18 protein-coding genes are annotated in these 20,168 nt (G+C 62.7%); 8 read left to right on the top strand and 10 right to left on the bottom strand.

The genetic code is table 11. The annotated features are described in order from the left end of the window. Positions 1 to 98 precede the first annotated feature (98 nt). The 4 genes from J2W46_RS09300 (at position 99) to J2W46_RS09285 (ending at position 6,113) form a co-directional block, all read left to right on the top strand. Positions 99 to 3,122 (top strand): ribonucleoside-diphosphate reductase subunit alpha, encoded by a 3,024-nt coding sequence (locus J2W46_RS09300; protein ID WP_310352999.1) that lies wholly within the window; start codon positions 99 to 101, stop codon positions 3,120 to 3,122. A 670-nt stretch (positions 3,123 to 3,792) separates the two neighbouring features. Next, the gene (locus J2W46_RS09295) at positions 3,793 to 5,025 is read left to right on the top strand and encodes a ribonucleotide-diphosphate reductase subunit beta (protein ID WP_027779653.1); all 1,233 of its coding nucleotides are present in this window, start codon (positions 3,793 to 3,795) and stop codon (positions 5,023 to 5,025) included. Positions 5,026 to 5,111: 86 nt separating this feature from the next. Continuing rightward, a complete protein-coding gene (locus tag J2W46_RS09290; protein ID WP_020071258.1) occupies positions 5,112 to 5,438 on the top strand; it encodes a hypothetical protein in 327 nt (108 codons plus the stop codon). A gap of 30 nt (positions 5,439 to 5,468) precedes the next feature. After that, complete coding sequence (locus J2W46_RS09285; RefSeq protein ID WP_020071259.1) at positions 5,469 to 6,113, top strand: histone H1-like DNA-binding protein; 645 nt, start codon at positions 5,469 to 5,471, stop codon at positions 6,111 to 6,113. Positions 6,114 to 6,396: 283 nt separating this feature from the next. Here the strand turns inward: J2W46_RS09285 and J2W46_RS09280 are convergent, their stop codons facing one another. From J2W46_RS09280 to J2W46_RS09235, 10 genes are all read right to left on the bottom strand, one after another. Beyond that, positions 6,397 to 6,873, bottom strand: a complete 477-nt coding sequence (locus J2W46_RS09280) for an outer membrane lipoprotein (RefSeq protein ID WP_027779656.1) — start codon at positions 6,871 to 6,873, stop codon at positions 6,397 to 6,399. A 24-nt stretch (positions 6,874 to 6,897) separates the two neighbouring features. After that, positions 6,898 to 7,836: a carbohydrate kinase family protein gene (locus J2W46_RS09275; protein ID WP_310067307.1), complete on the bottom strand. Its 939-nt coding sequence runs from the start codon at positions 7,834 to 7,836 to the stop codon at positions 6,898 to 6,900. A 93-nt stretch (positions 7,837 to 7,929) separates the two neighbouring features. Next, positions 7,930 to 8,430, bottom strand: coding sequence for a thiol peroxidase (tpx, locus tag J2W46_RS09270; RefSeq protein WP_020071262.1), 501 nt, complete (start codon positions 8,428 to 8,430; stop codon positions 7,930 to 7,932). A gap of 73 nt (positions 8,431 to 8,503) precedes the next feature. After that, positions 8,504 to 9,784, bottom strand: a complete 1,281-nt coding sequence (locus J2W46_RS09265) for a DUF3426 domain-containing protein (protein ID WP_310352995.1) — start codon at positions 9,782 to 9,784, stop codon at positions 8,504 to 8,506. A gap of 48 nt (positions 9,785 to 9,832) precedes the next feature. Continuing rightward, positions 9,833 to 10,735: a 50S ribosomal protein L11 methyltransferase gene (gene prmA / locus J2W46_RS09260; RefSeq protein WP_020071264.1), complete on the bottom strand. Its 903-nt coding sequence runs from the start codon at positions 10,733 to 10,735 to the stop codon at positions 9,833 to 9,835. Between the two features lie 3 nt (positions 10,736 to 10,738). Beyond that, on the bottom strand, positions 10,739 to 12,106 hold the full coding sequence (gene accC / locus J2W46_RS09255) for an acetyl-CoA carboxylase biotin carboxylase subunit (protein ID WP_020071265.1): 1,368 nt from the start codon (positions 12,104 to 12,106) through the stop codon (positions 10,739 to 10,741). A gap of 131 nt (positions 12,107 to 12,237) precedes the next feature. Further along, a complete protein-coding gene (gene accB / locus J2W46_RS09250; protein WP_020071266.1) occupies positions 12,238 to 12,711 on the bottom strand; it encodes an acetyl-CoA carboxylase biotin carboxyl carrier protein in 474 nt (157 codons plus the stop codon). 73 nt (positions 12,712 to 12,784) lie between these two features. Beyond that, positions 12,785 to 13,240 carry a type II 3-dehydroquinate dehydratase gene (gene aroQ, locus J2W46_RS09245; RefSeq protein WP_087752228.1) on the bottom strand — a complete coding sequence of 152 codons (456 nt, stop codon included), beginning with the start codon at positions 13,238 to 13,240 and terminating at the stop codon, positions 12,785 to 12,787. Between the two features lie 194 nt (positions 13,241 to 13,434). Then, positions 13,435 to 13,992: a TlpA family protein disulfide reductase gene (locus J2W46_RS09240; protein ID WP_310352992.1), complete on the bottom strand. Its 558-nt coding sequence runs from the start codon at positions 13,990 to 13,992 to the stop codon at positions 13,435 to 13,437. A gap of 7 nt (positions 13,993 to 13,999) precedes the next feature. After that, a complete protein-coding gene (locus J2W46_RS09235; RefSeq protein WP_020071269.1) occupies positions 14,000 to 14,653 on the bottom strand; it encodes a hypothetical protein in 654 nt (217 codons plus the stop codon). Between the two features lie 197 nt (positions 14,654 to 14,850). Between J2W46_RS09235 and mpl the strand changes: the two genes are divergently transcribed. From mpl to aroE, 4 genes are all read left to right on the top strand, one after another. Then, positions 14,851 to 16,323: a UDP-N-acetylmuramate:L-alanyl-gamma-D-glutamyl-meso-diaminopimelate ligase gene (gene mpl / locus J2W46_RS09230; RefSeq protein WP_374726815.1), complete on the top strand. Its 1,473-nt coding sequence runs from the start codon at positions 14,851 to 14,853 to the stop codon at positions 16,321 to 16,323. After that, positions 16,320 to 16,922: a YqiA/YcfP family alpha/beta fold hydrolase gene (locus tag J2W46_RS09225; protein ID WP_110405903.1), complete on the top strand. Its 603-nt coding sequence runs from the start codon at positions 16,320 to 16,322 to the stop codon at positions 16,920 to 16,922. Before mpl ends, J2W46_RS09225 begins: the two co-directional genes overlap by 4 nt. A gap of 247 nt (positions 16,923 to 17,169) precedes the next feature. Beyond that, positions 17,170 to 19,308, top strand: coding sequence for a ribonuclease catalytic domain-containing protein (locus J2W46_RS09220; RefSeq protein WP_310352985.1), 2,139 nt, complete (start codon positions 17,170 to 17,172; stop codon positions 19,306 to 19,308). Continuing rightward, a complete protein-coding gene (gene aroE, locus J2W46_RS09215) occupies positions 19,305 to 20,168 on the top strand; it encodes a shikimate dehydrogenase (RefSeq protein ID WP_020071273.1) in 864 nt (287 codons plus the stop codon). Before J2W46_RS09220 ends, aroE begins: the two co-directional genes overlap by 4 nt.

Raw genomic sequence — 20,168 nt, 5'->3', positions numbered from 1 at the left:
CTTTTTCCTGCACCTCCTCGCATGCGCACGCGGCGGCGCAGCGTTCGTTTTAATCCGCGGCACTCGCCGCAACATTTCCAGGACCAGGAGCTTTGCACATGCAAACCACCGACAACGTGACGACCCGGTATGAGGGATCACCGACTGGCCAGGCGTTCGGCCAGGCACAAGGCACTCAAGCGCTCGCGCCGCAAGCGACGTACGCCGACTACAAGGTGATCCGTCGTAATGGCAGCGTGGTGTCGTTCGAACCGTCGAAGATCGCCATCGCCGTGACGAAGGCATTTCTCGCCGTCAACGGTGGTCAAGGCGCGGCGTCGGCGCGTGTGCGTGAACTGGTCGAGCAACTGACGCAGAACGTGGTGCGCGCGCTGCTGCGCAGCCGTCCGAACGGCGGCACGTTCCATATCGAAGACATTCAGGATCAGGTCGAACTCGCGCTGATGCGCGGCGGCGAGCACAACGTCGCACGTGCGTACGTGCTGTATCGCGAGAAGCGCACGCAGGCGCGCGCTCATGACGATCACGCTGCCGTCGGCACGCCGGGCCTCACGGTCACGGACAACGGCGTCACGCGTCCGCTCGACCTCGCTGCACTGCGCGGCATTATCGAGTCCGCTTGCGCGAACCTGGGTGACGCGGTGAGCGCGGAGCCGATCGTCGCGGAAACGGTGAAGAATCTGTACGACGGCGTGCCGATGAGCCAGGTCTACGACTCGGCGATTCTGGCTGCACGTACGATGATCGAAAAAGATCCGGCCTACAGCCAGGTCACCGCTCGCATCCTGCTGCACACCATCCGCCGCGAGATTCTCGAAGAAGAAGTCACGCAAGCCGAAATGGGCGAGCGTTACGCCGAGTACTTTCCGCAGTTCATCAAGCGCGGCGTGCAAGCCGAGCTGCTCGACGACAAGCTGCTGCAGTTTGACCTGAAGCGCCTGGGTGCCGCGCTCGACAACAATCGCGATCTGCAATTCGGCTATCTCGGTCTGCAGACGCTGTATGACCGTTACTTCCTGCACCACGACGGCGTGCGTATCGAAATGCCTCAGGCATTCTTTATGCGTGTCGCAATGGGCCTGTCGCTGAACGAGATCGACCGCGAAGCGCGCGCGATCGAGTTTTACAACGTGCTGTCGAGCTTCGACTTCATGTCGTCCACGCCGACGCTGTTCAATTCGGGCACGCGCCGCTCGCAGCTGTCGTCGTGCTACCTGACCACGGTCGACGACGACCTGGACGGCATCTACGAAGCACTGAAGGAAAACGCGCTGCTCTCGAAGTTTGCCGGCGGTCTCGGCAACGACTGGACGCGTGTGCGTGCGCTCGGCTCGCACATCAAGGGCACCAATGGCAAGTCGCAAGGCGTGGTGCCGTTCCTGAAGGTCGTCAACGACACGGCTGTCGCCGTGAACCAGGGCGGCAAGCGCAAGGGCGCAGTGTGCGCGTACCTGGAAACGTGGCACCTGGACATTGAAGAGTTCCTCGAGCTGCGCAAGAACACCGGCGACGACCGTCGTCGCACGCACGACATGAACACGGCGAACTGGATTCCCGACCTGTTCATGAAGCGCGTGATGGAAGGCGGCGACTGGACGCTGTTCTCGCCGTCCACCTGCCCGGACCTGCACGACAAGTTCGGCGCCGAGTTCGAAGCGGCTTACACGGCTTACGAAGACAAGGTCGCGCGCGGCGAGATCAAGCTGTTCAAGAAGGTGCCCGCGGCGCAACTGTGGCGCAAGATGCTCGGCATGCTGTTCGAAACCGGCCACCCGTGGATCACGTTCAAGGATCCGTGCAATGTGCGCTCGCCGCAACAGCACGTCGGCGTCGTCCACTCGTCGAACCTTTGCACGGAAATCACGCTGAACACGAGCGACTCGGAAATCGCGGTCTGCAACCTGGGCTCGGTGAACCTCGTCGCGCATCTGAAGGAACAGGCCGACGGCACGCTCGCGCTCGACCACGACAAGCTCAAGCGCACGGTCAGCGTTGCAATGCGCATGCTCGACAACGTGATCGACATCAACTATTACGCAGTTGCCAAGGCGCGTAACTCGAACCTGAAGCACCGTCCGGTCGGAATGGGCATCATGGGCTTCCAGGACTGCCTGCATCTGCTGCGCACGCCGTACGCGTCTGAAGAAGCGGTCAAGTTCGCCGACACGTCGATGGAAGCGGTCTGCTACTACGCTTACTACGCGTCGACCGAACTGGCGCAGGAACGCGGCCGCTACTCCAGCTACCGCGGCTCGTTGTGGGATCGCGGCATCCTCCCGCAAGACTCGGTCAAGCTGCTGGCCGACGCGCGTGGCGGCTATGTCGAAGTCGATTCGAGCGAGTCGATGGACTGGACGGAACTGCGCGAGCGCATCGCCACTTACGGCATGCGCAACTCGAACTGCATCGCGATCGCGCCGACGGCGACGATCTCGAACATCATCGGCGTGTCGGCTTGTATCGAACCGACGTTCCAGAACCTGTATGTGAAGTCGAACCTGTCGGGCGAGTTCACGGTGGTCAACGACTACCTGGTGCGTGACCTGAAGGCGCGCGGCCTGTGGGACGAAGTGATGGTCGCCGACCTGAAGTACTTCGACGGCACGCTCTCGCGCATCGACCGTATCCCGGCCGACCTGCGCGCGATCTACGCAACCGCGTTCGAAGTCGATCCGAAGTGGCTCGTCGAAGCGGCGTCGCGCCGTCAGAAGTGGATCGACCAGGCGCAGTCGCTGAACATCTACATGGGCGGCGCATCGGGTAAGAAGCTCGACGAGATCTACAAGCTTGCATGGGTCCGCGGTCTGAAGACCACGTACTACCTCCGCACGATGGCGGCAACGCACGTCGAGAAGTCGACGGTCGCTCACGGCGCGCTCAACGCAGTGAGCTCGGGCGGCGGTGAAGGCACGGGTGGTGTCGGCGGTGGCGCGGCAGGCGGTTTCGGCGCGAGCGGCGGTGCCGGTGGTGCACTCGGCAATGGCGGCGGCCTTCAGGCAGCAACGGCAGCAACAGCGGCAGCGTCGGCAGTCGCAGTGGAAGCGGCGCCCGAAGCAGACGGTCCCGTCTGCATGATGCGTCCGGGCGACCCTGGCTTCGACGAATGCGAGGCTTGCCAGTAAGCGTCGAGCAGTAAGCGTCGAGCAGCAAGCGGGTTCGTTGCTTGCTGACGGGTTCCAGGTAAAGACCCGCATGCAGCGATCAACGAACCTGATAGAGATGAAGCAGATATAAACCGACGAGCGGCGCGGCAAGCAAGATAGACGAAGTCAGCGAGGCCGCACCGCTCATCGACGCAACGAAGCGAAGCATCCACGCAACGAAGCTTAGGCACGAAGTCGGGCAACGAAGCAACGAAGCCAGGCAACGAAGCAACGAGTCGGCACTTCACGAAGCGCGCGAGACAACATCCGAGCGCGCGACCCAACGCTTCGACCGATGGAGCGAACAACGCAGTCGGCCACACGCATCGCCACGCATTGCATTGAACTTCATCTCGCTAGCGCTGACGGACCGGCAACTCGCAGAGAAGTGCAAGACACAGCAAACGCACTCCGCAATACAGATAGATAGAGCAGCGAAACGACGCTTCAACGCGTTGCTCTTCGAACTCGCGAAGCACCTCGACGACACACGTTCAACTTGCTTCATACGAGGCAACGCACACAGTCTGTTGAACAAAGTGTTGTATGAACGTAGCAACGCGAATCGAAAACAGGATTTTTCGCGAGTGGACTCTTTTATCGCTCGTGAAAAGATGGTACAAACCGTTCTAAATTGATGGTGACATTTATGCTCAACTGGGATGACGAGATCACTGCCGTAACTCCCTCGAGCGCTACGCAACCGAACGTGTTGCGCAACGCTGCGGGACCGGCTGTCGGTTCGCAAGTCGGAACGCGTTCCGCTCCTCATGCTCCCTCGGCTCAAGACATCTTCGCGAACGACATCGCTGTCGCTCCCGCTGCTACCGTTGCTCATGCTGCTGGAACTGCTGCAGTTTCAGAAGCGCGAGTGAATGTCGCCGACAAGCGCATCATCAACGGCCAGACTGACGTGAATCAGTTGGTGCCGTTCAAGTACAAGTGGGCTTGGGAAAAGTATCTGGCTGGTTGCGCCAACCACTGGATGCCGCAAGAAGTGAACATGTCGCGCGACATCGCCCTCTGGAAAGACCCGAACGGGCTGACCGAAGACGAGCGCCGCATCGTCAAGCGCAACCTGGGCTTCTTCGTCACGGCCGACTCCCTCGCCGCCAACAACATCGTGCTGGGCACCTACCGCCACATCACGGCTCCCGAATGCCGCCAGTTCCTGCTGCGCCAGGCGTTCGAAGAAGCGATCCACACACACGCCTATCAGTACATCGTCGAATCGCTCGGCCTCGACGAGGGCGAAATCTTCAACGCGTATCACGAGGTCTCCTCGATCCGCGCGAAAGACGAATTCCTCATTCCGTACATCAACGTGCTGACCGATCCGGGTTTCCAGACCGGCACGCTCGAGACTGACCAGACGCTGCTGCGCTCCCTGATCGTGTTCGCCTGCGTGATGGAAGGCTTGTTCTTCTACGTCGGCTTCACGCAGATCCTGGCGCTCGGCCGTCAGAACAAGATGACGGGCGCGGCGGAACAGTACCAGTACATCCTGCGCGACGAGTCGATGCACTGCAACTTCGGCATCGACCTGATCAACCAGATCAAACTTGAGAACCCGCAACTCTGGACGGCTGAGTTCCGCGCGGAAATCCGCGAGATCTTCCAGCAAGCGGTCGAACTTGAATATCGTTACGCAGAAGACACGATGCCGCGCGGGGTGCTCGGCCTCAATGCGTCGATGTTCAAGAGTTATCTGCGCTTCATCTGCAACCGCCGTTGCCAGCAGATCGGTCTCGATCCGCTGTACCCGAACGAGGAAAACCCGTTCCCGTGGATGAGCGAGATGATCGACCTGAAGAAGGAGCGCAACTTCTTCGAGACGCGTGTGATCGAATATCAGACTGGCGGCGCGCTGACCTGGGAGTGATCCGGGTTCGTGTCGTAGATGCATTCATCGATGGGGATGCCGTGGGCCTCGGCCGCGGCAATTATGTTTAGGAGCTGAACCGCCTGATGCAAAGCGTGCCCGGTGCGCCGCGTGCCTTCGCGGCCCACAAACATGACAGGCACTTTGCGAACCCTTCAGTGGGATGGGCAAACTTCCCCCCGGAAAAAGTCGCCGGCGTTATCGCCGGTGGCTCGATCAAGCAATTACCGGTGTTGAAACCCAACACCGATGACATTTGGCGCGCGGTGCCTTCGGGCACGGCGCGCCTTACCGCATTCATTAGCGTAAGCGCGCGGCACCTGCGTACGCCGATGAATAGCCCGCTTCGTAGCGCGCGCCCTGAGAAGCGTCCGCGGGAAGCGGGTTTTGACGAAGGGTGTAGTTTGAACTGACTCTCATCTGAAAACCTGAAGGAGAAAATGATGGCAACTGCAAAGAAAGCCGCCGCTAAGAAGCCTGCAGCAAAGAAGGTCGCAGCAAAGAAGGCAGCTCCGGCGAAGAAGGCAGCACCGGCAAAGAAAGTAGCAGCGAAGAAGGCAGCGCCGGCCAAGAAGGTCGCGGCAAAGAAAGCAGCACCGGCTAAGAAGGTAGCAGCGAAGAAAGCTGCACCGGCTAAGAAGGTTGCAGCCAAGAAAGCCGCACCGGCAAAGAAGGTAGCAGCGAAGAAGGCAGCGCCGGCTAAGAAGGCCGCAGCGAAGAAGGCAGCACCGGCGAAGAAGGCCGCAGCGAAGAAGGCTGCACCGGCTAAGAAGGCCGCAGCCAAGAAGGCCGCGCCTGCGAAGAAGGCTGCTGCGAAGAAAGCCGCGCCTGCTAAGAAGGCTGCCGCCAAGAAGGCTGCGCCTGCGAAAAAGGCTGCTGCTAAAAAGGCTGCGCCTGCCAAGAAGGCTGCTCCTGCGAAGAAGGCCGCTGCTCCTGCGAAGAAGGCTGCCCCTGCGAAGAAGGCTGTCGCCAAGAAGGCTGCGCCTGCACCCGCTGCGACTTCTGTTTCGAGCGCACCGGCGGCGACGGTGAAGACCGCGCTGAACCCGGCAGCGGCATGGCCGTTCCCGACGGGCAGCCGTCCGTAACTCGGGCAGTTAGCAGGTCAGTAAGAAGTAGGAGTGCATGGACGCATCGCACGATGCGTCCAATGATCGAGTGGCGCTCAACGTAGCTTCGCGAGTGCTACTCCGTCAGGGTCCCGTTGCCGGTTTCCGGCGACGGGATTTTTTTCGTCGGTGCATAACGGGGAGCGTCGGCACGCCCGGATGCAGTCACTGCGCGCAGGCGAAAAAAAACGCATGCACAGGGGAGGGCATGCGTGTGAGGTCGACGCGGCCGCGTTATGCCTGGCCGTTCGAGAGGGGAACCTTAGTGCGTGACGCGCGTCACGCCGCCGCTGGAAAGAAGCCGAACGCGCTCGCCTGCGCGGAAGATCTCGCCGGTTGAGCTTTGCGTGATTGCGCGGATGTCGCCGTTATCGAGCCGCACGGTAACTTCCAGACCGTCGTGCACGGCCACCCGGTTCTCGACCGAGTTGCCGGCCACCGCACCCGCCAGACCGCCAATAATCCCGGTGATGATCGAGCCCGTGCCGCCGCCGATAGTGCTGCCCGCCACTGCACCGAGAGCGCCGCCGCCGATTGCGCCGATGCCGCTCGGCTGACCGTTGTTCGAGCTGATCTTGACTGCGCGCACACTGTCGACCGTGCCCATGCGGACCGTTTCTTCGCGCTGTGCCTGCGACGCCGTGTAAACGTCGGCAGAGCTGCTGTTGTATGCGCACCCCGACATAGCCAGCGAACCGGCGATCAAGGTGGCCACTATCAGGCGACTCGTTATTCTCATTCCCTAACTCCAATAGCTTCGGTATTACGGCAGGTCGTACCCGAACGCCTGCTTGAACCGTTCGTTGATCTGCGCCCGGGTAGGCGCATAGTTTTGCGGGCCCTGATGCTCGATCTTCAGCGCGCCCATCAGGCTCGCGAGACGGCCGGTGGTCGCCCAGCCGATCTTGTTCTCGATGCCGTACAGCAAGCCGCCGCGAAACGCGTCGCCGCATCCTGTGGGGTCCAGCACCTGCTGTGCCTTGACGGCCGGAATCTCTTCGACGCCGCCCGTGTGATGAATCTGCGCACCGTGTTCGCCGAGCGTGACGATGAGCGCTTCGACCTTGCCGGCGATCTCTTCGATCGACCAACCTGTCTTGTTGCTCACAAGTTTGGCTTCGTAATCGTTGACAGCTACGTAAGTCGCAAGTTCAATCATGCGCCGCAGTGCAGCACCGTCGAAGAGGGGCAACCCTTGACCTGGATCGAAGATGAACGGCACGCCGGCCGCGGCCAGGTGCTCCGAATGCTGAACCATGCCGTCGTAGCCGTCGGGCGCGACGATGCCGAGCGTGATGCCTTTCGCTTCGTCCGCGCGGTTCAGGTGCGACTGCATCATCGCGCCCGGATGGAACGCGGTGATCTGATTGTTTTCGAGGTCGGTGGTGATCATGGCCTGCGCCGAATAGGTGCCCGGCACGACCAGCACGTTTTCCGTCGATAGCCCGAGTTGCGCAAACCGGTCCATGTACAACTGGGCGTCGACCGCGCCGAGCGTGCCCATGATGCGCGCGTCGCCGCCCAGCAGGTTCAGCGAATACGCGATGTTGCCTGCGCAGCCGCCGAACTCGCGGCGCATCGTCGGCACGAGAAAGCTCACGTTCAGGATGTGGACCTGCTCCGGCAGGATGTGCTCCCGGAAGCGGCCTTCGAAGGTCATGATGTTGTCGTAGGCGAGCGAGCCGCAAATCAGCGTAGCCAAGGCGAGCGTCCTGTAAAAAATGAAGAATAGGTAGTGAGGACGTGACAGCGCCGCGCGTGAAGCGCGGCGCCGGAGTCTTCGGGTGCTGAGGTTTTACTTCAGCGCGGCAAGTGCTGCGTCGTAATTCGGTTCGTTCTTGATTTCGTCGACCAGTTCCGCATGAACCACCTTGTCGTTCTCGTCGATCACGACAACCGCGCGCGCCGTGAGACCCGTGAGCGGACCGCTCGTCACGTCGACGCCGTACGCCTGCGCGAATTCATGGCCGCGGAAGGTCGACGCCGTCACGACGTTTTCAATGCCTTCCGTCGTGCAAAAGCGCGAGGCGGCGAACGGCAGGTCGCCCGACACGACGATCACAGCCGTGTTGCTCAGCTTCGCAGCGGCTTCGTTGAACTTGCGGGTCGACGTCGCGCAGGTCGGCGTGTCGAGGCTCGGGACAATGTTCAACACTTTGCGCTTGCCGGCGAAATCGGCGAGCGACAGCGGCTTGAGATCCTTGCCGACCAGCGAGAAAGCGGGAGCGCTCTGACCCACCGACGGGAAAGTGCCGGCTACATCGATCGGGTTACCACCCAGCGTGACTTGACTCATGTTGTTGTGCTCCGAAAGTTCGTCTGTGATGACGGTGAACGCGCCCGCTCGACGCGAGGCGCGCAGGGATGCGTTACGGATAGAAGATCTGTACGCGGAAATTGGAGGCGACAGCGTTGCCGGTATCGAGGTGCACGATCATGGTTTGCGTCATGTGCGGCGGCAGGCCGGCTGCGATCGGCGTACCCGGAGCAACGTAGTCTTGCGGGAACAGCACGCGGCGCAACGCCACGTTGTTCTGATCGTCGAGAAGCGTGAGTTCGATCGCCGGATAGGCCAGCGCGACGTTGAAGCGGTTGCGCAGCGGCATCCGCAATTCGAGCTTGTGCGGCCCGTCGATTTGCCGCAAATCGGACGGCTCTACCTGCAAGCCGTCGATGTCGTGCGGCGCGGTGAGCTGGCAGCCGAGCGATGCGCACACCTTCGCGTACAGCGCCTGGGTACCCGGCAGATAGACGAGTACCGTCTCACGCTGCCACCACGCGAGTTGCGCAAGCAACGCGACGACGAGCAGGACTGCCGCCACCGATCCGCCGACGATCCATGCGAGGCGCCGTGGTTCTGCGGCACGCGTCTCCCGCGTGACCGGAAACGGATCCATGTCGTCGCCGAGCGGCGGCTGCACCGAGAACGGCTCACCGCTCGGCGTCGCAGCCGCGCGGGTCGGCCCACGCAGTTCGGGATCGGCGGGATTGGCGGAATAGGGATGCGGATGCGTTGCGCCGAGGCCGGCCGCGCCTACGCCGGTCGTTCCGAAATGCGGTTCGTTATCGGAGAACCCATGGAACGCAGCCGACTCGTTGAGCACCGGTTCGTCGATCGGAAAATCCGAAGGGCGTTCGGCCTTGTGCCACACGCGCGGCGGTTCTTCGGCGGGCGGCTCTGCTTCATAGGCGAAGGGTTCGAGCGGCGCGTCCGCGAGCAGCGGTTCGTGGTCGGCCGGCGTCGCCGTGCCGGATGCGCCGGGTGGCAACGTGGGCTCCGTCGCGGCATGGCCAGGCGCGCCAGCGGTGCCTGCGCCGGTGTAGCCGGGCTGGGCCGCGACGTTCTGTGCGTTATGACGGAAGCGTTCCTCGAAGAGCGGCGTGGGGCGCGGCGCCCAGGGATCCCAGGCGGCGGGGCTAAAGTCTGCGCCGCTCGGGCGCACGCCGGAGAGCGCCTCGATTGCCGCGGCTGCGGAGACCTGTCTGGCGGTGGAGAAGTCGCCGCCCTCGCTTATGTCGAAGAGGCTGCCGGATGCGTCGAACACTTCATGGCATTGCCCGCAACGCACGAGGCCGCGGCGCAGCGCCAGCTGCGTCGGTTGCAGGCGGAAGACGGTTTCACAGAAGGGACAGCGCGTCGCCAGAAGCATATTGAGCCGGTTAGCCGAGGGGCCGTTGGTTGGACAATACGCCTTATTCTAATGGCTTTCGCGGCGTGTTCCCGTCAGACATACCCACCCTTCGTGTTCGCGCCATACGCCGATGTCGATCCATCGCGCGTACACCTGCGCGACTTCATCGGCCTGACGCGCCAGAATGCCCGACAGTGCGATGCGGCCGCCCGGCTTGACCTTCGACGAGAGCATCGAGGCCATCAGCTTGAGCGGATTGGACAGAATATTGGCAACGACGATGTCGAACTCGCCGGCGGGGCATTCGTTGGGCAGACCGTAGGTGACTTCGGCGCGGTTGCGCTCGCTGTTATGACGCGCCGACTCGACCGCTTGCGGATCGATGTCGATGCCGTACACAGGATCGGCGCCGCATTTTTTCGCGAGAATCGCAAGAATGCCGGAGCCGCAACCGTAGTCGAGCACGGATTGTCCGGGCTTCACCGATTGCTCCAGCCACTCCATGCACAGACGCGTGGTGGGATGGCTGCCGGTGCCGAACGCGAGGCCGGGATCGAGTTCGAGCACCAGCGCGTTGGGATCCGGCGCGTCGTGCCATGAAGGCACGACCCAGATGCGCTCGCCGATCGGGATCGGATCGAACTGCGACTGCGTGAGACGCACCCAATCCTGTTCTTCGACGTCACGCACAGTGAACGACGGCGCCGCCGGAAGGCCGACCTCGTTCGCAGCGGCGGCGAGCAGCACCGCCGGTTCATGTTCCGCCGCGAGCAGCGCGATCACGCGCGAACGCTGCCAGGCGGTGCGGTCGGGCGTGAGACCGGGCTCGCCAAAAAGCGGCTGCTCGTCGGGCGTGTCGGCGTCCGCATCTTCGACCGATACGGACAGCGCGCCCAACTCGAGCAGCGCGTCGGAAAATTCCTCCGCATGCTCGCGAGCCAATTCGGCGACCAGTTCCCGGTAACTCATGACTTACGCTTCTTCCGGCGCGGCCTGCAGCTTCGCGGCCAACCGGTTTTCGAGGTAGTGAATGCTCGTGCCGCCTTCGACGAACTTCGCGTCCAGCATCAGCTCGCGATGCAACGGAATGTTCGTCTGGATTCCTTCGACGACCATTTCCGACAGCGCGATGCGCATCCGCTTGATCGCCTGCTCGCGTGTGGCGCCGTAAGCGATCAGCTTGCCGATCATCGAATCATAGTTCGGCGGCACGAAATAGCCATTGTAGGCATGCGAATCGACGCGAATGCCGGGACCGCCCGGCATGTGCCACGACGTGAGACGTCCCGGCGACGGAATGAACTTGAACGGATCTTCAGCGTTGATCCGGCATTCGATCGCATGGCCCTTGAACACGATGTCGCGCTGACGGAACGCGAGCTTTTCGCCGGCCGCAATGCGGATCTGTTCCTGGACGATGTCGACGCCCGTGATCAGTTCGGTCACCGGGTGCTCGACCTGCACACGCGTGTTCATTTCAATGAAGTAGAACTCGCCGTTTTCGTACAGAAATTCGAACGTACCGGCGCCAAGATAGCCCATCTTCTTGCACGCATCCGCGCAACGGTCTCCAATGCGGTCGATCAGACGGCGCGCAATGCCGGGCGCCGGCGCTTCTTCGATCACTTTCTGGTGACGGCGCTGCATCGAGCAATCGCGCTCGCCGAGCCAGACCGCGTTCTTGAACGAATCGGACAACACCTGAATTTCGATGTGCCGCGGGTTCTCCAGGAATTTTTCCATGTAGACCTGCGGGTTGCCGAACGCTCGGCCGGCTTCTTCGCGCGTCATGTTGACCGCGTTGACGAGCGCTGCTTCGGTGTGAACGACGCGCATGCCGCGGCCACCGCCGCCGCCGGCGGCCTTGATGATGACCGGATAGCCGACTTGCCGCGCAATTTTCACGATCTCTTTCGGATCTTCCGGCAATGCGCCTTCAGAACCCGGCACGCACGGCACGCCGGTCTTGATCATGGTCTGCTTGGCAGTCACCTTGTCGCCCATCATCCGGATGGTTTCCGGACGCGGACCGATGAAGGTGAAGCCGGATTGCTCGACACGTTCGGCGAAGTCGGCGTTCTCCGACAGAAAGCCGTAACCGGGGTGAATCGCCTCGGCGTCCGTGACTTCCGCCGCGCTGATCAGCGCCGGCATATTCAGGTAGCTCAGATTGGAAGGTGCCGGGCCGATACAGACGGCTTCGTCGGCGAGCTTGACGTACTTGGCTTCCTTGTCGGCTTCGGAATAGACGACGACCGTCTTGACGCCCAGTTCGCGGCAGGCGCGCTGGATGCGAAGCGCGATCTCGCCACGATTGGCAATAAGGATTTTTTCAAACATAGCGGGTTTTCGACTCATCAATGGGCGCCGGGTTGCTCAGAACACCGGCTGCCTCAGAGGATCGGGCGCGCGCCGAATGCAACGGGCGCGCGGGGCGGCATGCGCACAGCGGGGGCGCAATGGGCGCCGCGTTAGCCGACCACGAACAGCGGTTGGCCGTATTCGACCGCCTGACCGTTTTCGACGAGAATTTCCTTCACGACGCCGGACTTGTCCGACTCGATTTCGTTGAGCAGCTTCATTGCTTCGATGATGCAGATCGTCTGGCCTTCCTTGACCGTGTCACCGACCTGAACGAACGGATCGGCGCCCGGCGACGGGGCACGGTAGAACGTTCCGACCATCGGCGAGGTCACGACATGACCTTGTGGCGCGGCGGCTGCCGGCGTGGCCGGAGCACCTGCTGCCGTGACGGCGGGCGCTTCACCGCCTGCCATCGGGGCCGGCTGTGAGTATTGCGGCGCGTACGAAGCGGACGGCTGCACATAAACCGGCGGCGCGTTCTTGACGATGCGAACCTTGCCCTCGCCCTCGGTCACTTCGAGTTCCGAGATGCCGGACTCCGACACGAGATCGATCAGAGTTTTCAGTTTGCGTAGATCCATCAGGAAGCCCCTTTTTTCAATGCGTGGAGTGCCGGCGCGTGTGCGGCCGGCGCAAATTAGACGTGTTTGTATTTCAGCCCCGCGACGAACCGGCGGCCAGCCGGTCGAGCGCGAATTCGAGTGCGTACAGATAACCCTTCCAGCCGAGGCCGCAGATCACGCCCTCAGCCTGGTCGGAAAAATACGAGTGATGCCGGAACGGTTCACGACGATGCACGTTCGACAGATGAATCTCGACGAACGGAATGCCGACGCCCGCCAGAGCGTCCCGGATGGCGACACTCGTGTGCGTGTACGCAGCCGGATTGATCAGGATGAAATCGGTTTTTTCTGTCCGGGCGGATTGGATGCGATCCACCAGAGCGCCTTCATGGTTGCTCTGGAACGACGCGAGTTCTACGCCGGCGTCGGCGGCGCGGTCGGATAGTGCCTGATCGATCTGCGGCAACGTCACGCGGCCATAAACCTCGGGTTCCCGCGTACCGAGAAGGTTGAGGTTGGGGCCGTGCAGTACCAGCAGTCGCGTCATGGTCGCTTCTTTTTCCGTGGAATTGGGCGCACTTTAGCGCTGATTAGAGAAACTTGTCTAGTTTCCTGCACGGACGAAGCGTTCGGGAGCCGATCGGAGTAGGGCGCCGGTCGCCTAATTTCTCGCAATTCCAGCGGATTTGCTCCGAATTTTGTGCCTTTCTCCGCAAAACCGCCGTCAAAAGATTGAGAAATTTACAGCGCGTCGAGGGTCTGTTTTAAGGCGACAGGATCGATCTGGCCTAATTTTGTCGAGCGGATGTTGCCCTTTGCGTCAATCACCACGGTGAACGGCAGGCCGCCCGCCGTATTGCCGAACGATCGCGCGAGGTCGGCACCGCCGAACCCCGTCACATAGACCGGGTAGGCCACCTTCACTTTTTGCAGGAAAGCCTGCACGTTTTTCTCGGAATCGACGCCAAGTCCGACGAACTGGATGCCTTTCTTCGCGTAATCGCGCTGAAGTTGCGAGAGCGCGGGCATTTCCTCGACACACGGCCCGCACCACGAAGCCCAGAAATTGACGACGATCGCGCGTCCTTTCAGCACGGAAAGTGAGCCAGGCTTGCCGTCGGCGGTAGTCACCGGGGCCGCCCAAAGCTGGGCGACAGCGCCTTCCTTCGACGCCGAACCGGCGGCGTGAGCGGTCGCGGTCAAACCTTCGTCGCCATTCAGCCAGTAATTGGCGAGGACGCCGCTTCCTGCCGCGACACCGGCGACGAGCGCCGCCATCAAAATGCGTCTGCTGTTCATGGTGTGTCTAGTTGGGTGAAGGCGCTACGCCGCCCGCGGCGAGCAGCGACTGGACCGTCTGAAGATTCGCGCGCGCCGTGCGTCCACGAGCGTCGGCTTTGACAGCGCCGCGCAGGTCGTCCGCCTCATAAAGCGCGACATGAACGCCTACGGGCTCCGAGTCGCGCCCTTCGCTCGCCGGCCGCCACAGAAAGCTCAGCGTCTCGACGTAGCCGCGGCCCGCAAAGTGGCGCGTTTCCGAGACGTCGTATTGAATGTTGGCGTTGAGGAAGTAGATGGCTACTTCTTTTGGGTTGTCGCAGAACGCCTGAAGATGAATGTCCGAATGCTCGCCGGCCGTGCCGCCGAGCACTGCGCCCGTCAAATAAGGGTTGAAAGGTGCAAGCCGCTCCATCCATTCGACAGCGATGCCGCGCAGGCGCCGCAGCAGCGCCGGCTGGCTGTCGCCCTGAAAGAGTGACTGATATTCGCGGATTTCTTCCTCGATCTGATCGTTATCAGGCAGCCATTCGCCGGCAATCCGGCTTTCTCCAATGACTTGTCGAGCCGCTTTGCGCTTGGCCGTTGCATAGTCGAGACCGTCTTCGGCGATCAGGCGCGCAGCCGCAATGGCGATTTCCTCGCGCACGCGCTGCGGATCAAAATGTGATTTGCGAACCATCCGTCAATCATACTAGAGATTGATGACAGCCCTTTCCGGCGGCGCTGGCCGGCTGCCGGGCGTAGCCAAAGCGGGCGAGTCCGCTTAGGGGTTCGGGAGGCGTCGGTTACAATGACGTCCTTCGCGGACGGCTCTTTTGGCCGCTCGCCGCTCTCCCATCCCTCTCAGGAAAACGCCGGGCCGCCCCACAAGTTTTCTTGCCCCTTCGGGGGCCTGGCACGAACCGCCAGGTAAGGGCCTTTCAGGAAAAAACGCCCGCGCGGCACGACAGGCTTATGCATATCCACATCCTCGGTATCTGCGGCACGTTCATGGGCGGTCTCGCGGTCCTCGCGCGCGGCGCGGGCCACACGGTGACGGGCTGCGACGCCGGCGTCTATCCGCCAATGAGCACGCAGCTCGAAGCGCAAGGCATCCGTCTGATCGAGGGTTACGACGCGGACCAGTTGAACGGTTTGAACGCCGACTTGTTCGTGATCGGCAACGTGGTATCGCGCGGTAACCCGCTAATGGAAGCGATTCTCGACCGCGGCCTGCCGTATGTGTCCGGCCCGCAGTGGCTCGGCGAACACGTGCTGAACGGCAAATGGGTGCTCGCGGTGGCCGGTACGCACGGCAAGACGACCACCAGTTCCATGCTCACATGGCTGCTAGAAGACGCGGGTCTGAATCCCGGTTTTCTGATTGGCGGTGTGCCGCTGAATTTCGGCGTCTCCGCGCGGCTCACCGATTCCAGCTTCTTCGTGATCGAAGCCGACGAGTACGACACGGCCTTCTTCGACAAGCGGTCCAAGTTCGTCCACTACCGACCCAAGACCGCGGTTCTGAACAACCTCGAATTCGATCACGCCGACATCTTCCCGGATCTGGCGGCTATCGAGACGCAGTTTCATCATCTGATCCGCACGGTGCCGCGCATTGGGCGTGTCGTGACGAACGGCCGGGAAGACCCGCTCGAACGCGTGCTGACGCGCGGCTGCTGGAGCGAAGTGGAGCGCTTCGGCGTGCAGGGCGGCTGGGAAACCCTGCCTGCGGAAGACGGTGTGCCCGTCGACGAACGTTTTGCGGTGTATCACAACGCCGAGCGCGTCGGCGTGGTCGAGTGGCAGGTGCAGGGTGAGCACAACCGTATGAACGCACTCGCTGCGATTGCCGCCGCGCGCCATGTCGGCGTGCCGCCGGCGCAGGCCGCCAAGTCGCTGTCGAGCTTTCGCAACGTGAAGCGGCGAATGGAAGTGCGCGGCAGCGTAGACGGCGTGACGGTGTACGACGACTTCGCACATCACCCAACCGCGATCGACACCACGGTGGCTGGCCTGCGGGCGCGTGTGGGCCGCGACAATACGCGCATTCTCGCCGTGCTGGAGCCGCGCTCGAACACAATGAAGCTCGGCGTGATGAAGGCGCAACTTCCGGCAAGTCTCGCAGACGCCGATCTCGTGTTCGGCTACGGCGCACCGAGCGGCCGCGACGCGCTGGGCTGGAACCTGGGCGAAGCGCTGGCGCCGCTCGGCGGCAAGGCGCACGCCTTCGACAATCTCGACGCGCTCGTGAAAGCCGTGGTCCACGCAGCGCGCCCCGGCGATCAGATTCTGGTGATGAGCAACGGCGGCTTTGGCGGCGTGCATCAGAAACTGCTCGATGCCCTGTCCGCGAGAGGCGCTTCGTGATTCTTTATCTGCACGGTTTTCGTTCTTCGCCCAATTCGTTCAAGGCGCGCGTGCTCGCGGCACGGCTCGTGGAGCTCGGCCGCAGCGACGAATGGTGCTGCCCGATGCTGCCCGTCTCGCCGTTTGAGACGGTCGCGCTCGCCGAGGCGCTCGTGGCCGCCGCCGGTACAAAGCGCGTGACGGTGATCGGCAGTTCGCTCGGCGGCTACTTCGCCACGTATCTGGCGGAAAAGCACGGCTGGCCGGCCGTGCTGCTGAATCCGGCGGTCGTGCCGCAGCGCGATTTGAGCGCCTATCTCGGCGAACAGCCGTTGTGGCACGGCGGCGGCAGCATCGTCGTCGAACCGCATCATCTTGACGAACTGCGCGCGCTCAGTGTGACGTCCATCACGCGCCCCGAACGTTATTATCTGCTGGCTGCGACCGGCGACGAAGTCCTCGACTACCGTGAAATGCTCGCGCACTATCGCGGCGCGCGCACTACGCTGATCGAAGGGAGCGACCACGCGATCAGCGAGTTCGCCGACTATGTCGACGACGTACTGGCGTTTTGCGACGCAGAAGACGTCGAGCCGCCGGCGCCACGCGAGGCTGCTTGACGGTCAGTAGGCGTGCGGCGCGGGGAGTGAAGTTGAGCGCTGAGTGCGGTTGCGAGCGGGCTTGAAAGCTCGCAGAACCGGCCCGAAACCGAAGCCGCCGACGAAATGGCACCGCCCCATCAGCAGGAGCGCAGCCAACTATTAGATTCATGCCGCCAGCGCGCGCCTCGTGCGCAGCGGATCCATTATCACGAATACGTTGCCGTGCCGTGCACGCCGGCGGATGCAAGTCAGACGAGAGTATTGAGTGAACGTTTTCTTCGAGGAATCGGGAAGTTTCAAGGCAGGCAGCGTGCTGTCGCGCCAAGGCGATGCGTTTCAGGTCGAGTTGCCGGGTGGCCGGCGCGCGAAGGTGCGCGCGAAGGACGTGCTGATCGAATTCGAGAAGCCGGGTGCGGCCGAACTGATGCAGCAGGCCGACGCCGTTGCGCAGGAGATTGACCTGGACTTCCTGTGGGAATGCGCGCCCGACGACGAATTTCCGTTCGCCACGCTTGGTGCGGAATATTTCGGCGAGCGCTTCGGCGCAATCGAACGCGCGGCGCTGGTGCTGCGCATGCACGGTGCGCCGGTATATTTCCGCCGCAAGGGCCGCGGCATGTATCAACGCGCGCCGCAGGAGCAGCTGAAAATGGCGCTCGCGGGCCTCGAGCGTAAGCGTCAGCAGGCGCTCGTGCAGCAAGGCTACGAAGAGGAACTGAAGGCCGGCCGCTTGCCGGAGGCGTTCACCGGCAAGACGGCGCTCGCGTTGCTCACCAAGCCGGACAAGAACACGATCGAATACAAGGCGCTCGAAGCCGCTGCGGCCGCGCGCGGCATTTCGCAAGCGCGTCTGATGCTCGAATGCGGCGCTATTCCGTCGGCGCGAGCTTTGCACGAGGCCAGATTCCTGTCGGAGTTTTTCCCGCACGGCACCGGCTTTCCGCCTGTCACGCCTGGCAGCGTGCCCGACGATCTGCCCGAAGCCAACGTGCAGGCGTTCTCCATCGACGACATTACGACCACTGAGATCGACGACGCGTTTTCCGTCGAGCATCTCGCGGACGGTCGCGTGCGGATCGGCGTGCACATTGCGGCGCCTGCGCTCGGCATTCAACGCGGCGACGAGGTGGACGCCATCGCGCGTACGCGTTTGTCGACCGTCTACATGCCGGGCGACAAGATCACGATGCTGCCCGATAGCGTGGTGGACGCGTTCACGCTCGCCGAAGGCGGCTTGCGTCCGGCGCTTTCACTGTATGTGATCGTCAATCGTGAGACGCAGGAGATCGTGGCGAGCGAAACGCGTGCGGAGCGCGTGTTCGTGAAGAACAATCTGCGTCACAACACACTCGACGAACTGGTCACCGAAGAGGCGCTCGCTGCGGGCACGGGCGACTATCCGCACAAGGAAGATATCGCCGTTTTGTGGCCGTTCGCGCAGGCGCTGTTCGAGAAGCGTCAGGCTGCGCGCGCGGGTTATGGTCTGCGCCGTGAGGTGCAGAGGAATACCGACTTCAACTTCTACGTCGAAGGCGAGCACATCACCATCACGCCGCGGCGGCGCGGTTCGCCGCTCGACACGATCGTCGCCGAACTGGCCATCCTGGCGAATTCGTCATGGGGCGCGTTTCTGCATGACCACGGCGTGCCGGGCATCTATCGCACACAGCGCGCGTTCGGCGCGCCCACCGGCCCCAAGCGCACTCGCATGCAGACGAACGCCGCGCCGCACGAAGGGCTCGGCGTCACGCAATATGCGTGGAGCACGTCGCCGCTGCGCCGTTACGTCGACCTGGTGAACCAGTGGCAGTTGCTCGCCTGCGTCCAACACGGCGTAACCGCGAAGCTGGCCGCCCCGTTCAAGCCCAAAGATGCCGACCTGTTCGCCGTCGTGCAAGGTTTCGACGACACGTACAGCGCGTACGCCGATCATCAGCGTCGCATGGAATATTTCTGGTGCCTGCGCTGGCTGAAGCAGGAAAACCGCAAGCAGGTGGTGGCGTCCGTCGTAAAGGGCGACCTCGTGCGGCTGGAAGAGATTCCGCTGCTGCTGCATGTGCCGGGGCTCGGCGTGCATGCGCGCGGCACGCGTCTCCAGATGGAGGTGATGTCGATCGACGAGTTGACCGTTGAGGCGTCCGTGCGTCTTCTGCATGTGCTCGACGCGCCGACTGTCACGAGCGGCGCCGAAGCTGATGAGGCCGACGACGCGGACGAAGCGGAAGAGGGCGAGGAGGAAATCGTCGAAGCGTCCGATGAAAGCGCCGAAAGCGAAGCCGAGGCGCAAGCGGAAGCCGATGTCGACGGCGCGGAAAGCGGCGCAACCTCGGCGGACAGCGTCGATAACGACAATGGTTCGAGCGATGCCGCCGCCGAGCAGCGCATCACGGAACCGGGTCGATGAGCGGGGTCGAAATGAAAGACCGTTATGCGGTGATCGGTAATCCGGTCGGCCATAGCAAGTCGCCGTTCATTCACAGCCGGTTTGCCGCGCAAACGGGCGAGCCGGTCGAATACAGCGCGTTGCTCGCGCCGGTGGACGCTTTCGTGCCGCACGTGCGCGCCTTTATCGAAGCAGGCGGGCGCGGGTTGAACGTGACCGTGCCGTTCAAGCTCGACGCGCACGCATTCGCCAGCAGTCTGTCGCCGCGTGCGGCCGCTGCGGGCGCGGTGAATACCTTGCGTATCGATCCGAACGGCGTGTATGGCGACAATACCGACGGCTTCGGTCTCGTGCGCGACATCGAGGTGAATCTCGGCGTGTCGTTGAAAGGGGCGCGCATTCTGTTGCTCGGCGCAGGCGGCGCCGCGCGCGGCGTCGTGCTGCCCATGCTGGAGCGCGCGCCGCATACGCTGACCATCGTCAACCGGACGGCCGCGAAGGCCGAGGCGCTGGTCGATCAGTTCGCACAAGCCGCGAGCGGCGTCGCGTGCCGTCTGAGCGGCGGCAACGCGCGAGCGATAGAGCCGGGCGCATATGACGTGATCGTGAATGCCACTGCGGGCAGTCTGGAGGCATCGTTGCCGGAATGCGACGACGGCGCGTTCGGCAACGGCACGCTTGCGTACGACATGATGTACGGCGCGCATCCGACGGTGTTCATGGAGCACGCGCAAAAGCTCGGAGCGCGGGGCGCCGACGGCCTCGGCATGCTGGTCGAGCAGGCGGCAGAATCGTTTTACGTGTGGCGCGGCGTGCGGCCTGACAGCGTTCCTGTGCTGGCCGAATTGCGCGCGTTGCTGACGGCGCCGTCGCACGCCTGA

This window comes from Paraburkholderia strydomiana (genome assembly GCF_031456815.1).
In the GTDB taxonomy this organism is placed as follows: domain Bacteria; phylum Pseudomonadota; class Gammaproteobacteria; order Burkholderiales; family Burkholderiaceae; genus Paraburkholderia; species Paraburkholderia caledonica.
This window is presented reverse-complemented; position numbering and strand designations above follow the sequence as displayed.